At 66.5% G+C, this 14090-nt stretch carries 18 protein-coding genes and 1 pseudogene; 6 read left to right on the top strand and 13 right to left on the bottom strand.

Annotation, left to right across the window (positions count from 1 at the left end; genetic code table 11):
• The first annotated feature begins 57 nt into the window (after window positions 1-57).
• On the top strand, window positions 58-513 hold the full coding sequence (locus ACZ5NH_RS39290; protein ID WP_388635125.1) for a MarR family winged helix-turn-helix transcriptional regulator: 456 nt from the start codon (window positions 58-60) through the stop codon (window positions 511-513).
• A gap of 421 nt (window positions 514-934) precedes the next feature.
• A pseudogene (locus tag ACZ5NH_RS39295) lies at window positions 935-1273 on the top strand (superoxide dismutase); the annotation flags it as partial.
• A gap of 124 nt (window positions 1274-1397) precedes the next feature.
• Here the strand turns inward: ACZ5NH_RS39295 and ACZ5NH_RS39300 are convergent.
• The 3 genes from ACZ5NH_RS39300 to ACZ5NH_RS39310 all read right to left on the bottom strand — a co-directional run bounded on the left by ACZ5NH_RS39300 (window position 1398) and on the right by ACZ5NH_RS39310 (window position 2871).
• The gene (locus ACZ5NH_RS39300) at window positions 1398-1841 is read right to left on the bottom strand and encodes an LUD domain-containing protein (protein WP_468782390.1); all 444 of its coding nucleotides are present in this window, start codon (window positions 1839-1841) and stop codon (window positions 1398-1400) included.
• Between the two features lie 204 nt (window positions 1842-2045).
• On the bottom strand, window positions 2046-2225 hold the full coding sequence (locus ACZ5NH_RS39305) for a multicopper oxidase domain-containing protein (protein ID WP_468782461.1): 180 nt from the start codon (window positions 2223-2225) through the stop codon (window positions 2046-2048).
• On the bottom strand, window positions 2152-2871 hold the full coding sequence (locus ACZ5NH_RS39310) for a hypothetical protein (RefSeq protein ID WP_468782392.1): 720 nt from the start codon (window positions 2869-2871) through the stop codon (window positions 2152-2154). The genes ACZ5NH_RS39305 and ACZ5NH_RS39310 overlap by 74 nt, the downstream gene beginning before the upstream one ends.
• Before the next feature lie 539 nt (window positions 2872-3410).
• Here ACZ5NH_RS39310 and ACZ5NH_RS39315 point away from each other — a divergent pair.
• Window positions 3411-3659 (top strand): response regulator transcription factor, encoded by a 249-nt coding sequence (locus tag ACZ5NH_RS39315; protein WP_468782393.1) that lies wholly within the window; start codon window positions 3411-3413, stop codon window positions 3657-3659.
• Between the two features lie 478 nt (window positions 3660-4137).
• Here ACZ5NH_RS39315 and ACZ5NH_RS39320 read toward each other — a convergent pair whose 3' ends face one another.
• From ACZ5NH_RS39320 to ACZ5NH_RS39360, 9 genes are all read right to left on the bottom strand, one after another.
• Window positions 4138-4419, bottom strand: a complete 282-nt coding sequence (locus ACZ5NH_RS39320; protein WP_468782395.1) for a hypothetical protein — start codon at window positions 4417-4419, stop codon at window positions 4138-4140.
• 113 nt (window positions 4420-4532) lie between these two features.
• The gene (locus ACZ5NH_RS39325; protein WP_468782397.1) at window positions 4533-5012 is read right to left on the bottom strand and encodes a hypothetical protein; all 480 of its coding nucleotides are present in this window, start codon (window positions 5010-5012) and stop codon (window positions 4533-4535) included.
• Between the two features lie 259 nt (window positions 5013-5271).
• Window positions 5272-6171 (bottom strand): NADP-dependent oxidoreductase, encoded by a 900-nt coding sequence (locus ACZ5NH_RS39330; protein WP_468782399.1) that lies wholly within the window; start codon window positions 6169-6171, stop codon window positions 5272-5274.
• A 108-nt stretch (window positions 6172-6279) separates the two neighbouring features.
• Window positions 6280-7401, bottom strand: a complete 1122-nt coding sequence (locus ACZ5NH_RS39335) for a C45 family autoproteolytic acyltransferase/hydolase (RefSeq protein WP_468782401.1) — start codon at window positions 7399-7401, stop codon at window positions 6280-6282.
• 199 nt (window positions 7402-7600) lie between these two features.
• Window positions 7601-7825 carry an isocitrate lyase/phosphoenolpyruvate mutase family protein gene (locus ACZ5NH_RS39340; RefSeq protein WP_468782463.1) on the bottom strand — a complete coding sequence of 75 codons (225 nt, stop codon included), beginning with the start codon at window positions 7823-7825 and terminating at the stop codon, window positions 7601-7603.
• 185 nt (window positions 7826-8010) lie between these two features.
• The gene (locus tag ACZ5NH_RS39345) at window positions 8011-9066 is read right to left on the bottom strand and encodes an alpha/beta fold hydrolase (protein WP_468782403.1); all 1056 of its coding nucleotides are present in this window, start codon (window positions 9064-9066) and stop codon (window positions 8011-8013) included.
• A 282-nt stretch (window positions 9067-9348) separates the two neighbouring features.
• The gene (locus ACZ5NH_RS39350) at window positions 9349-9996 is read right to left on the bottom strand and encodes a nitroreductase family protein (RefSeq protein WP_468782405.1); all 648 of its coding nucleotides are present in this window, start codon (window positions 9994-9996) and stop codon (window positions 9349-9351) included.
• A 59-nt stretch (window positions 9997-10055) separates the two neighbouring features.
• Window positions 10056-10880 carry an isocitrate lyase/PEP mutase family protein gene (locus ACZ5NH_RS39355; protein ID WP_468782407.1) on the bottom strand — a complete coding sequence of 275 codons (825 nt, stop codon included), beginning with the start codon at window positions 10878-10880 and terminating at the stop codon, window positions 10056-10058.
• Between the two features lie 83 nt (window positions 10881-10963).
• Window positions 10964-11653, bottom strand: coding sequence for a carboxymuconolactone decarboxylase family protein (locus tag ACZ5NH_RS39360; protein ID WP_468782409.1), 690 nt, complete (start codon window positions 11651-11653; stop codon window positions 10964-10966).
• Between the two features lie 375 nt (window positions 11654-12028).
• On the opposite strand from ACZ5NH_RS39360, the gene ACZ5NH_RS39365 reads away from it, so the two are divergent.
• From ACZ5NH_RS39365 to ACZ5NH_RS39375, 3 genes are all read left to right on the top strand, one after another.
• Window positions 12029-12451, top strand: a complete 423-nt coding sequence (locus ACZ5NH_RS39365) for a Rid family hydrolase (RefSeq protein ID WP_468782411.1) — start codon at window positions 12029-12031, stop codon at window positions 12449-12451.
• 23 nt (window positions 12452-12474) lie between these two features.
• Entirely contained in the window at window positions 12475-13092 is a 618-nt protein-coding gene (locus ACZ5NH_RS39370) for a TetR/AcrR family transcriptional regulator (protein ID WP_468782413.1), read from the top strand.
• Window positions 13093-13211: 119 nt separating this feature from the next.
• Window positions 13212-13364: an Ada metal-binding domain-containing protein gene (locus ACZ5NH_RS39375; RefSeq protein WP_468782415.1), complete on the top strand. Its 153-nt coding sequence runs from the start codon at window positions 13212-13214 to the stop codon at window positions 13362-13364.
• Between the two features lie 321 nt (window positions 13365-13685).
• On the opposite strand, the gene ACZ5NH_RS39380 is transcribed toward ACZ5NH_RS39375, so the two are convergent.
• Complete coding sequence (locus ACZ5NH_RS39380) at window positions 13686-14069, bottom strand: MmcQ/YjbR family DNA-binding protein (RefSeq protein WP_451009877.1); 384 nt, start codon at window positions 14067-14069, stop codon at window positions 13686-13688.
• Between the last annotated feature and the right edge of the window lie 21 nt (window positions 14070-14090).

Genomic DNA, 14090 nt, shown 5'->3' on the forward strand with positions numbered 1-14090 from the left:
CCCTCGCGGAGGCTCGTAATCTGTCCAAACAGTAGACCTATCGGAAGGACACCGGCAATGCCGTCTGAATCGTCGCCGGACCTCGCTCATCTCCTCAGCCACGCCGAACGGCGCCTCGTGCGGCGCCTGGCTGCCGTGCTGGCCGAGGAGGGCTGCTCGGTCGAGCAGTGGCGCGTCCTGTCGAGCGTCGCCGACGGCCGGGGCCACCCGATGACCGAGATCGCCGACCAGGCCCTGATGCCGGCACCCAGCCTGACCAAGCTCGTCGACCTCATGGTCGCCGACAACCTGGTTCACCGCCGCCCCGACCCCGCCGACCGCCGCCGCGTCCTGCTGTATCTCACGCCCCGCGGCAGCGCGTTCCACCGACGTGCCGCCCGTCGCGTCCGCACGGACCAGGCCCGGCTTCTTGACGCCCTCGCCGACCACGGCGAACTCATCAAGCTGCTCCCGATGCTCACGGCAACCCTCGACGGACAGTCTGCGGTCGCTCCGGCGGAACGGCTGCGTTGATCAACGGACGCGCGATCATCGCGATCGGACCTGACCGCCTGCGATGCTGCTCCCTGGGAGTGGGTTAACTGTCAAAGGCTGCCGGGAGACTTGTCCAGGTTGAACTGGGCCGTCAAGTCCGGGTGAACGGCACTCTCGTGCGGGATGAAGCTGAACAGCTGACCGGGGCTGAGCAAGTCCATATGGAGCGGCTCACTGCGTCAGGACCCGTAGTCGGTGGTGTCGTCGAGCGGCGACGTGCCGCTCGACGGGAACTGGTCCGTGCCCGTGGACGGTGACGGTACGGCCCTGGCGCGAGGACTAGGAGCACGGTCCACCAGCCGGCTGAGGTCCACAGCTTTCCGGTCGCCGACGTGATCTCGCCGTTCAGGAACTGCCACTACTGGGACGGCCGGGCATCGACCTGCTCGGCTTCGTGTGTGGCGGCGACCGCCCCGACGGCGCCCTCGCCGACGCCATCGACAGACACTTCGGCGCCTTCGAGCGGTTCAAGAAGCAGCTCACGGTTGCTACTTCGAGCGGGCAGGGCTCCGGCTGGGGCGTGTTTGCCTGGGAGCCGCTCGGCAGGCGGCTGATCGTGGAGCACGTCTACGACCACCGCGGCAACGTCGGTCACGGCAGTGCCCCGCTGCTGGTCTTCGACGCCTGGGAGCACGCCTACTACCTGCAGTACAAGAACGTCCGGCGCGACTACGTCACCGAACCGTGGGACCTCGTCAACTGGCAGGACGTCGCCGCCCGCTACACCGCAGGGGTCGGCGCCTGGCCTGTGCCACGGTCACGCCGCCAGCAGGCTGGGAAGCCTCGAGGTTTCCCAGCCCGTTCTGCGGGAGGCAGTGCTCTTCGACGCGGCGCAGCGCGGCGGGCAGGTCGGGAACGATCTTCTACGCCCCGACGACCCAGATCGCGCGGGCGGCGCCGCCGGCGTAGCCAGGCAGTTGGCTTACGCTGGCGGAGCCAGCCACCGGGGAACCGGTTTCGGTGACCGCAGCGACGCTGCCCACGATGAAGTCGGGGACCGACAGCGCCCGCCAGATGTCATTCCGTTGGGTGGCCCGGTCCATGCACACCCCGCGTGCCTTGACGGAGTCGTACCGCCCGCTGGTGTTGATGTCGTCATCGATGCCGGACAGGCGAAGCGTCTCGCTGGCACCGGTGAATACGGAGGCGCCCGCGGGGATCAAGTCTTGGATGCGGGCTCGCGCGGCGGGGACGTCATCGAGAATCTCAACGGCGAAGCGGTGTTCCGTCAGCGCGGCGGCCGCTCGCTCCAGGCGCTGCGCGGGCGCGGGGTCGGTGAACAGCGGTGTCGGGATCGGGGTGGTCATGGCGTCTCCTGTTCGCTGGATGGCGTTTGGGGTCTCATCAGTAGGAAGGGACAAAGCAGCAGGCGCTGTTCTGGGACGGCCAGCGGGTCAACACGCACCTCATGGCGATTCGCCAACGACGGGTGGGGATCGACGGGACCGTAGAACGCCGGCTCTTCATCCTCAGCAACGGTCTACAGCTCCCGTCGAGCGGACGCCGACGGGTCAGCTGATCCCGAGGTTGGCCATCATTCCCATGTCTTCGTGTTCCGCGTTGTGGCAATGGAAGAGGTAGCCGAGCCGGCGTCCGTCGTCGGTGACGGCTTCGACCTCATAGTGCCTGGCGTTGGAGGCGTTCAGGACGCGCAGCGGTACCGGGCGGCGTCGACCTCGTGCACGGGCCAGGTGCCCCGTTGACCAGGATCACGTCGCCGAGGACTCCGGCGAGGAAGGGCTCGCGGACTCCGGGCGGGTCCCGCAGGGTGGGGTCGACGGCGGGGTAACGAAGGTCGCCGTAACCGTCGAACGCGCGGTCGGCGATCGTAAGCGGAAGCTCACGCGGACCGGCGGGCAGGCCGAGCGCCTCTTCCGCGTCGTCGCGCACGAAGTGCAGCCCTGCCAGTCCCCGCCAGGTCGAAGGTGCGGTGAAGTCCATCCGGTGATCGTGGTACCAGAGCATCGTCGGCCGCTGGTCATTCGGGAACGTGTAGTCCCGGGTCAGCCTGGTCACCACCGCTCGCGGGTCGCGCATCCCCGCCCTGCCGGTCAAGCTCGGGTCGCCCATGGAGTCCATGCCGTTCATCCCGGGCATGTGAGGCATCTGATGTATGGCCGACATCCCTCCGGCCGGACCCCGCCAGCCATCGGGTAAGACCAGATCGGTCGGATACCCGTCGGAGTTCGGCGTGTTGTCGGCCAGGCGGCTCAACACCTGCTGCGCGATCGCCAGTTCATCCCGCTCGGCCTGGACCTCCTGGAGCTGCTTGGCCAACTTCTCAGCGAGGGCGTCCAGTTCGCTCCGGCGGGCGGTGATCCACTGCCGCTCCTGCATCCCCCGCACCCTCCCGCGTTCTCACGGCGTGCCGACCTGCTGACGGATCGTAGGCGGGCCGGTCATGGGCGCAGCCGAACCCGGCATCCCGCCGAAGCCGGACCCGCCCGATGATCTACGCCATGGTCATCGTCCGCCGACCGACACGAGTGCCCAACTCGCCATTCACACCAGACCCGTGACCTGCGACTTCACGATGCACACCGCTCACTGAGGTTCCGGACGCCCCCGGCCTGGTCATGGCCCGTCCGGATGGGCAAATCACCTACGCCAGCCGGATAGCAGAGTACTGGTCTCGCAGATCTCTGAACGGCACCGCGATCCAAGCGCGTCGACCACCCACACTCTCACAGCGGTGTTCAGCCGCGCGCGTCACAGCCTTTCCGGGCAGCCAGTGTCCGCGCGCGTCCGCCTCAGCACCGGGCGTTGGCTCACCATCAGCGCTTGGCCTGATGCTCCGGCAGGCGAAGAGGCAATCTTCGCATCCATAACGCCGAGCCAGCCCGCGTCCCTGGCGCTCTCGTCTCAACGGCTACGGGTTGTCACCCCGGGAGCGCCAGATCGCGCAGTTGGTGATCCTGGGGCGCACGTACGCCGAGATCGCAACCTCCCTGCACATTCAAGAGCAGACGGTCAACGACCACATGCGCAAGGTGTTCGCCAAGATTGGTGTCGGTAATCGTGTCGAGCTCTGCACGGAGATGTTTACCGGACACCATCTGCCCGTCATCGCGAACCCATCGCTCTCGACCGACGGACGGCTCATGGCCACGCGAGCCCGGCGTTGACTCTCGCGTGATGCCGTGATTCAGGGAGGGCCACACGCTGGGACTTGCCTGGTCCTCGAACAGATGCTCCCTGTCGCTGTGTCGGTCTTCGAGGTATAAGCCGAGTGATGTCGGCGGCCGGTGCCGGGGAGATCAACGTACTGGGGGCGGGCAGTACGGGCGCGGGTTCGGGTGTGGTCGGCTTGGGCAGGGGTGGACTGGCCTCGCCGCTGGCGTGGATGCCGGACTTCGCCCACTCCCGGGCTTCGGCGTCGGAGAGGTTCAGCACCTGCGTCTCCTGGGCGCGGCCGCCGAGGACGACTGACGTCCTGACCCAGTTGAGCGGCCTTCGACCGGTCGGACTGCTCCACGGCGATTTCCGCGAAGTGGAGCCACAGCCTTACGGGTCCGTGCTAGAACGCGAAGGACCGCCGCACCACCAGGGTGCAGCGGTCCCGTGATGCTCCGCGGTTCTAGGTGGCGGGCCTGGTGCGGGCCCCTAACCGACGTTGAGGTTGTCATCCACGAGGAACTCCGGGTAGCCGAAGACCTCACCGAGAGTGATGAAGGCTTCGCAGCGGTCCCCGTCGATCGCAACAAAGTAGGCCTTCATCGCCCGGAGGAACAACCGAAACCCGAGATCCGCACAGGCTTCGGTCACCACCTGCTCGAGCGCAGCAACCAGGCCAGGTACCGACCCGGCGGTGGCAGCACGCTCCAGCCCGTCGGCGACGGCGCTGATCTGTTCCAGCGCACGTCCTCGCAAACCGGAATCCGTCACCGGTCGCGGCGGGGGCGGGTCGCAGACGGTGGCGTGGTCGCCCCAGGGCGTGTCGTCCAGCGGGCGGCCGGCGGCGCGGGCGAGGTTGGGACGAGCTCAGGCCTGGTGACACATCACTCGATTCCGAGGGGTCCGATGCCCAGGTCCTCACGCATGAGGCGACGCATCTGCGCCATAGCCTTGCGTCGCCGCTCTATCAGGGGCGCGTCGTCGGCGGAGCCGACAGCCACTCCACTGGCATAGGCGTCGCGGATCGCGCGCAGGCGGTGGAACGCCTCGTTCCCCGCTTCCACGACCTGCGGGGGGCCCACGAGCCAGAGGCGTTCGCTCGCCGTGTAGATGCCGGTACCGCGCACGGCTTCCCGCACCGCCGCGTCGCGTGCCGACTCGGACATGTGGTCGCCCAGGGCAACGGCCCGTATCTCCTCGCCCGCGGCTTTGAGGGCGGAAACATACTCCGTGTAGACCTCGCGCCGTACTTCCAGAGCATGCCTGGCTTCCTCCCGCCGCCACCGGTTGCGGTCGGCGATCAGAGTGGCTGCAATGCCGATGACGGCACCGGTCAGTGTCGAGAGCAGGGGCGTCCAGTCCATGTGTCGCAGCTTGTCGAAACCGGTGCGCTGGCACCAGTGCTTTCGCTACGCATGGCTGTGACCAGCACTTTGGAAACAGGCGAACAGGCCGTAGAACCCAAGCGCCGTCAGTGAGCCCGTTTTGGGCCGTCGCCGAGACCTGGCAACCGGCTCCACCGGCTGCGGCTTGGCGAACCTTCATATCTCAGCCTGACGACTCCTCGATCGCGCCTGGTGGGCACCCCCGCCCAGCATCGGGATCGGGGGGTGCCCGGTCGGGTCACGCTCGGGTGAGCACGATCTTCTTACCGCCGGCCCGTCCGGTAACCACCCGGGCGAACGCAGCCGGTCCCTCGCTCAGCGGCAGGGGTTGCGGTGCGAGTTTCAAGGTTCCCGCGGCGGCCTGCTCCGCCAGCTGGACAAGCTGCGCGGCGTTGGGCTCGACGTAGAGGTCCCAACTCGTGATGCCTCGTTCCTCCGCAGGCGCGTCCGAGGTCAGGGAGCACAGTCGTCCGCCGTCCCGCACCAAAGGCAGGGCGGCGTCCGCCGTGCCGGTGGCGATGGTGAGGGCGGCGTCGAACCCGCCGCGTACCTTGGTCGACCAGTTCGGGTCGTGGTAGTCGACGACCTCCATCGCTCCCAGACCGAGCAGGCGCTCTGCGGCGGCAGCAGACGCGGTCGCGGTCACCTCGATGCCCTTGGCCGCGGCGAGCTGGATGGCCAGGGCTCCGGTGGCCCCGCCTCCGTTGGTGATCAGGAGCCGCTGTCCTCGGCTGAGGTCCAGCTTCTCCAGGGCCTGCCACGCGGTGAGACCGTTGACCGGCAGCGCCGCCGCGTGCACGGCGTCCAGCCCGGGTGGGCAGGCTGCCGCGTGATCCGCGTTGATCAGAACGCGTTCGGCCCAGAAGCCGCTTCCGCCGGGCAGCGGGGCCTCGTGGGCGAGCACCCGGTCGCCCACGGCAAACCCGGTGACACCCGCGCCGACGGCCAGCACCTTGCCCGCGCCCTCCACTCCCAGCGCCGCCGGGGGGCGCAGTCCCACGTCCCAGCCGGCGCCGTTCAGCAGTTGGTCCCACGGGCCGACCCCGGCCGCCTCTACCTCCACCAGGATCTGACCGGGCCCGGGAGATGACGGTTCGGGCAACTCCAGCAGGGCGACTTCCTTCTCGGCCCCGGACACTCCGCATGCTTTCACAGTAGATCTTTGTCCTCTCACTCAGTCCGACCGACCAAGAAATACGGGCCGGAAACCCAAAGCAGGCACCAGTGTCGACCTCAAGATCTCCTTTTAGAGGTCGCTCGTGGTCTCAGCCGCACTGGTGTCGAAGCTAAGCAGCCAGGCCTGGGCGGTGCAGGGGCCGCCGGGGTGGACGGCGAGGTGGCCTGTAGTGACGTCGAGGGACACGGTGGCCAGGGTTTCCCAGCGCTGGCCGAGTGGCGCGCTCGGGGCCGCGTGGCAGCACAGGGCCGCGCCCTCGGCGCGGTGGACAGTGAGGGCCTGCAGCAGGGCGCCGCGGTCCGGGGCATCCAGCGGGCGGGTGTGTTTCTGCAGGGCCTCGAAGCGGTGGTAGGTGTCGGGGTCCTGCGTTCCGATGGTCTCTCCGGGGGACAGGTTCGGGGCGAGGAAGTGATTGGTGTGGAGCAGGTAGCCGTCGTCGCCGGGCTGGATCAGGGCGCGACCGGCCGGGCTGACTTCGACGGTGGCGGCGCGGGCGCGGCCTTCCTCGTAGTCGCACAGGGTGAGCGCGGAAGAGGCCGCGACCGGGGTGCCCGTGGCCAGTGCCTTCGCCTCGTCGAGGGTCGCGCAGCGGTCGAGTACCAGGCGGGCCAGGACGTGGACGGGGAGCCATGGGCCGTGGTGTTCGGGGGACTGGTCGGAGCGGTGGCCGAGGATGTTGAAGTGGAGGCCGAGTCCGCGGGAGTTGACTCCGATCTTGCCGACGATGCCGTATTCGGTGAGCGTGCGCACCACCCGGCCGTCTGGGTGCTCGACGGTCCACACGAACCAGTTATCGCGCATGCCATCGTGCCAGTCCCAGGTCTGGCTGGTGACCGGCGGGCCGCCGTCGGCCGGGGTGTGGACGACGGTCGAGCACTCCGGGTGCTGCTGCCCGAGTCGGCCGAGGATCTCCGTGCGGGCATTGAGCGCGGCGATCTGATGCGGCGGCAGGCCGGAACCGTGGGCGATGCCGTCGATCCCGGCGGCTAGGTCGGGGGCCAGCGCGCTGATGTGCTCCAAGGCCTCCTCGCCCCACTCGGTGACGTCTTGGCGAGCCGCCCCGGCGGTAGCGAAGAGTTCGTCGTAGAACTCCCAGGTCCGCCGGATCTGGTCGGGGAAGGCGCGGCCGAGGAGCAGTCCTTGGTCGCCCGGGGCGGCGGCAGCTGACCGGAAGACCGTGGGGCTGGGCATGAAGTGGGTTCTCCTCATCCGAAAGTGGACGCGATGCACGGGACGAGCACCCGTGTTGCCAAGCTGCGTCATACCGTCCAGCAGGTCGCGGCTCGGATAGGCGTCTGGTCAGTTACTGCCGGGTCGGCCTGTGCCATACGTGAGAGCCAGGTCGTGAGCAGCGTTTCGAGTGTTGTGGTCTCGGTGGGTGTCAGCAGGTTCAGTAGGCGGCGCTCGTTGAGAGCATCGGACCCACGCTGATCCGCTTGACCCCGATCTTTTGCAGCTCCGGGACGGTCAGCACCTTGTCCCCCGGCGACGCCAGGACGTTGACCGGGGTCGGCGCGACCGCGGTCACGATCGCGACGAGCGCGTCGCGGTCGGGCGGGAACGGCGCGTAGAGCACATCCGCGCCGGCCTCGGCGAAGGCCGTCAGACGCCGGATGGTGTCATCGAGATCGGGCCGCCCTGGATGAAGTTGTCGGTCCGGCCAGTGACGACGATGCGTCTCCTGGCCGGGTTGACGGCGCTACGTACGCGATTGACTGCCTCGTCGAAGTCGCGGATCGGTTCTACGGAGATACTCCCCGCCGTCTGTAGGGATCGTTGCTCATCCCTTGACGGTGAAAGCTACTTCTGCAGGAAGGAGCTCAGCAGAGCCGTCACTTCCTTCGGCCTCTCCTCGTTCACGAAGTGGCCCGTATTCTTCAGGACTACTCCCTGGACGTTCGCGGCGTATTCATGCCACTGGTTGGGGACCCCTGGACCGAAGGAAAGCTGGCCACCGACCGCGAGGATAGGCATCTTCAACTTGCCCTGCGCAAGGAATACCTTGTTCTGCTGAACGTCTGTGCGAAGCCCACGGTACACATTCATCCAGGCCGTCGCGCGGCCGGGCTCCTTCAGGAAGTGGGCGTAGTAGTCAAAGTCCGACGGCGTGAACGGCGACTTGTCGCCCGCGACGTACTCGAGCATCATGTCGTGGACGAGGACGCGTTCGTGACCAGCAATGAGCTTTTCAGCGAGGGGCAGCTGGAACAGGCCAAAGTGCCACGGCGAGGGCTTGTTCGGGTCGGCGTTGAGCGCGGGGTAGCTGTAGATGCTCTTATCCGGGATGGGAGCTTCCATCACAGCCATGCTCCGCACTTCCGGACGGAACTGCGCCGCATAGCCGTAGGCGACCCACATACCAATATCGTGGGCGACAACCTGCACGCCGTTGTTGAGCTTCAGCTGCGTCAGTAGCTGATGCACGTCCTTCGCCAACTGCGCCGCGTCGTAACCACTCTCGGTGACCTGGGACTGGCCGGCACCACGCAGGTCGACGACGATCACGGTGTGCTTCTTGGAGAGCGGGCCCATCTCCTGCCGCCACTCGCTCCAATCCTCGGGGAACCCGTGGATCATTACCACAGGTGAACCTTTGCCACCCCGCACATAGTGCATGCGAAAGCCATTTACTTCCGCGAACTTGGACTGAAAGCCAGCGGGTGGTTGCGACTGCGGGTAAGACGACGTAGGCTCCGCCGCCACTGAGCCGTGCTCGCGACTCTCGCCCCATGCTCCAGAGCTCAAAGCCACGGAGCCCACCAGGAGAGCCACCACAGCCGTGATGAGCGCGATGAGCTTGTTGGTCTTTCTTATTCCGATGCGTGGATCTTCGCTGCACAGCTTGCTGTCGTTCACTTTCTTGTTCTTTCTCTGTGTGTTTCGGGGTTCACTGCCGGCGCTGTGGACGCGGTGCCGACGTGCAAGGTTGCGGTCTTTCGATCAGGTGAGGATCGGCGCGGCCGAGGCGGCGAACGAGGCCTCCCGGGGGACCACCTCAGGTGAAAATGTCTGCCGGAGCGTTCCGCCTCGGCGAGCCAGGTTGATCACCGTTGTCACGTCCAGTATCGAGCCTGACATTGAGATTGTCCCCTTCCTCTTCCTCGTATGCGTGGTGGGTTTTTGGTTTCCGGGTGGTGTTTAGATGAAGGTGAACAGCTGGTCGGCGTCGAATCGCGAGATCGGGCTGGTGTACACCCTCGCGAGGTCGGGGTAGCCGAGGGCCAGCAGCACGGTCGTGCTGTGTCCGGTCTCGCGGATCTTGAACGCCTTGTCGACACTGGTCGGGTCGAACCCCTCCAGCGGCGTGGCCTCGACGCCGAGTTCGGCGGCCGCCATCATGGTCAGGCCCACCGCCATGTAGGTCTGCTTCTCCATCCAGTGGCTCAGGTCCTTGTAGCCGTAGTTGCGCAGGTTGAGGAAGTCCCGGGTCATCGACTCCCACAGCTCCTGCTTTGACGGGTCAGGGAACCGGCCGTCGGCCCTCTCCTTCGTGAACACCGCCTCGAGGTGGCTGTCCGGCACATCTGCCCGGGTGGTGAGGATGACGGTGTGCGACGCGTTCAGGATCTTCTCGGCGTTGTCCTGGAACCGCTCGCCCAGGTTGTTGGCGAGCCGCTCTTTGCCTTCGGGCGTGGCGAGGACGTAGAAGTGGTTCGGCTGGATGTTCACCGACGTCGGCGTGGAACGCAGGAACCTCAGCAGCTGCTGAAGGGTTTCCTCCGGGATGGTCTTGCTGGAGTCGAAATACCTGGTGAGATGCTTGTTCATGAGCTTGTCGAGGTTCATGTCAATCCGCCTTCTTCTTGCAATCAGTAGATGAGGAGCGGTGGTTCGCAGGTTTTGGGCTAGTTCTTGCCGCGGGCAAGCAGTTCATCAATACGCTCGAAACTCATGCCTGTCGTCGCCGAGGCGAGGTCGCCCGCGACGAGCGCCTTGGTGGCGTGTTCGAGGGCCCCCATCGCGTTCGCGTAGAGCATCGGACCCACGCTGATCCGCTTGACCCCGATCTTTTGCAGCTCCGGGACGGTCAGCACCTTGTCCGCCGGCGACACCAGGACGTTGACCGGTGTCGGCGCGACCGCGGTCACGATCGCGACGAGCGCGTCGCGGTCGGGCGGGAACGGCGCGTAGAGCACATCCGCGCCGGCCTCGGCGAAGGCCGTCAGACGCCGGATGGTGTCATCGAGATCGGGCCGCCCTTGGATGAAGTTGTCGGTCCGACCAGTGACGACGATGCGTCCCCTGGCCGCGTTGACGGCGCTGCGTACGCGATTGACTGCCTCGTCGAAGTCGCGGATCGGTTGATCGGGATTGCCCGAGGTGTCCTCGATCCCGATACCGGCCAGGCCGGACGCCACGGTGGCCTCAACGGTCGCGGCGACGTCTTCAGGCGTGTCGCCGTAACCGTCCTCGAAGTCTCCGTTCACGGGCAGCCCGGTGAGTCGGCCGAGCAGCCGCGCATGCTCGAGGTGCTCGTCGCGGGTGACTTCGTGACGCCCGTCGGACCTGCCAAGTGTGCCAGCGAGCGCCGCCGACGATGTCGCGATCGCCTCGAAGCCGGCATCAGCCAGCATCAGCGCCGAGAGGCCGTCCCATGCGTTCGGCATGACGAACCCGCCGTCGCGGGTGTGCAACGCCATGAATTTCTCGTAGAGCTCAGAACTCGGCATGTGAAGCCCCTTCTTGAAAGATCACCGGATCGGCGAGAGGGGTACCGGCCGCGTACGCGGCCCGGTACGAGGGGGTCGAGCGGTCAGCCCGACGTACCGACCGAGCCGGCGGCGGGGATGTCGACGTCGGACTGGTTGACGTTGTTGATGAAGTTGGTGAGCAGGAATTGCACCGTCACCGCGACGATCGCCAGGATCTGCGGGTCGGTGTACCCGGCGCCTCGCACACCCGCGAGCTCGGCGTCGCTGACCCGCCCGCGGCTGTCGACCACCCGTTGGGCGAAGCGAGCGGCCGCGGCGCGTTTGGGATCGACCGAGCTCCCGGCGCGGCCGAGCTCGATGTCTTCGCCTGACATGCCGCCGAATTCGGTCGCGACGTAGGTGTGCATCGCCAGGCAGTAACTGCAGCCGTTGGCTTGCGACACGGCCAGCGCGATGCTGTGCCGCGTCTTCGCATCGAGAACCCGGCTCAGGGTGCCTTGCAGAGTCGTGACGACCTCAAGAACGGTCGGGTTCGACGCGATGGTCTTGAACATGTTCGGGACGAAACCGAGCTGTGCACCAACGTTGTCGAGTATCTGCTGCGCGCCGGCGGGCACATCCTCTCGAGGGGGAACGTTCAGTCGTGACATGGCGAATCGACCTCCGGTCGGGGTGTGAGTAGTAGTCATCGAGCCCGGGTCGGGCTCGTAGTGCTTCAGAGCTCGGCCGCAGGCCTTAGCTGGGCGGGCGGCAACCTGGCCGGTGGCGTCGGTTGCGCCGAGCGCCTGCATTGCTAGGGGCGACTCCGTCGGCACCGAGTTCCGGATCTCTTCTCCACCCGGGCACCGCCTAAGAAGGACTATACAGACCAGAAACTTCAACGCAACCCCTCCCCCGGTCCGGCTGAGTCCGCCGCACTGGATGCAAGCGGGTCAACGTCGCATCGGGCCATAAATCCGCAGCTCAATGGCACAGTAAGGCTGCACCGTGAGCCACTTCGACTGGTCGGCACGAACGAGTTCAAGCCGCCTCGAGCCAGTCCGGCTCGGGCCTGATCGGTTGATCTGATGGACGATTTAGTCCACTCTAGAGGGACGAAGGCGAGATCTCTCGGATCTGCCTGCCGCCTCCATCTCGCGTCCGCCAACGAGGGGGTTTTCGCTGATATGACCGCCGCAACACAGTTCATCGACGCCAGGGTGTCGCGCCACATCGGCACCTACTCCGAAGCGGTCGCGATCCCGGCCGGCGCCACGCAGGTCGTCCTGTCCGGCACCCCGGGATTGCGGCCGGACGGGACACTGCCGGAGCATTTCGCCGAGGAGGCCGAGGAGGCCGCGCAAGCCTCGGACAACGTGTGCGAGGTGCTGCGGTGCGCGGGCGCCCAACTGAGCTACATCGTCCAGGTCCGGTCCCGGCTCACGGATCGCGACGACATCGACACCTACGTGAAGGTTCGCAAGGACGTCATCTCTCACCGACCGGCCTATGTGCTCGCAGTGGTGCCACAACTGATCCGGCCCGGTCTCCGCTTGGAGATCGAGGCCACTGCGGTCGTGACGCACACGGCTGCCGAGCAGCACGAGTGAGTAACATGCCCGAGGGAGACACCGTGCCCGGAACCAGCGTTACTCGACGCACGCCACGCGGCCTGGAGACCCGTTCACGGATCGTTGATTCGGCGGCCAAGCTGTTTTATGTCAGGGGCGTCAACGCCACCACGCTCGATGACGTCCGGCTGGCGAGCGGCACGAGTAAGTCGCAGTTGTACAACCACTTCGAGGACAAACTCGCGCTGATCCACGCCGTGATCGACGTGCAGTCGAAGTTCGTCCTCGCCCGCGAGGAACAGCGTCTGCGCGGCGTGAAGACCCTCACCGGTCTGCGCCGCTGGCGTGACGCCCTGGTCCAGGCCAACTCACTACAGGACGGCTCCTACGGCTGTGCGCTGGGCGCGATGTCGATTGAGCTGTCCGACAACGATGAGCAGTCCCGCCAAGCGCTCAACGCATCATTCGATGCCTGGCGGTGGATGCTCGTCGAAACGCTGACCCGACTCCGCGTCCTCGGCGTACTCGCCGAGGACGCGGACCCACAACGTTTGGGTACTGGTCTGCTGGCTGCTCTGCAGGGGGGTTACGTGCTTGCACAGAACGCTCATAGCTCCGAGCCGATGGCTGTCGCGCTGGACATGGCCCTGGACCACATCGAATCCTTCGCGCGCAGCTGAGCCCACGTTCGCAGCTCCACGAGCGCGTTCGTTCCACGATCCACGACCCACTTCTCAGGCGGCTGCTGCCTCTTGAGGCCTGTTCGGCATGCCTGCTCGACCCAAGAACACGGCGGACCATGCACACCGACTTCGGCACCTGCTATCAGGCGGTCACAGACAAGGAGCGACGTTACGACGGCCAGTTCGCCACCGCGGTTCACACCACCGGCATCTGTTGCCGGCCTTCCGGCCCGGCCCGTCTGCCACATGCCGAGAACGTCTCCTTCTGAACCGCCCCGGACACCGACTACAACCCCCCGAAACAACGGGACGACGACTCCGCCAAGTGCCGGGTAACGAAGGCTTGGTTGGTAGGCCCGGGGTAATCGATAGGTGTTCGTGCTGCAGCAGCCGCCCGTACTCCGGTTCTTCCTTGAGGGTGACGATGCGTTCGTCCGGGTCGTCCGTGACGATCAGGAGGACCTTGCCCGCCACCTTGTAGACGTCCAACTGCTCGGCGAACGGGCGCCCGTGGCTGACCCCGGGCATCGCCGGCGCTGTGTCGCGCGCACTGTCCTGGAGCTTCTCGCCGCTGATGGGCATGACGAAGGTCAGGCGCGGCGGCCGTAGGTGTGCGGATCCACGGGCTGCTCGGACTTGGGAAGCCGGCCGACCACGAGACGATAGGAGTCGATCACGAGCTCCTTCACCAGCTTCTCGTCGATGGTGCCCCCGCCTTCCACCGTGATCCAGTGCCTCTTGTTCATGTGATAGCCGGGGGTAATGTCTGCGTACTGCTCACGCAGGGCTGCGGCGTCGTCCGGATCAGCTTTCAGGATCACGACGGGGCGCCCCGGCATGTCGGTCATGAGCATGAAGACCTTGCCGCGCACCTTGTAGACCCCCCAGTCGGGGCCGAAACGATGCTCCAGGTCGGCGCCAGGCAGTTCCACAGTGCAGTCGCCCGCGATCTTCTGCAGCTCCTGTCCGTCCAAGGTGATCAACTCCTCTGTCGA

It is taken from the genome of Streptomyces sp. NPDC031426, assembly GCF_055581585.1.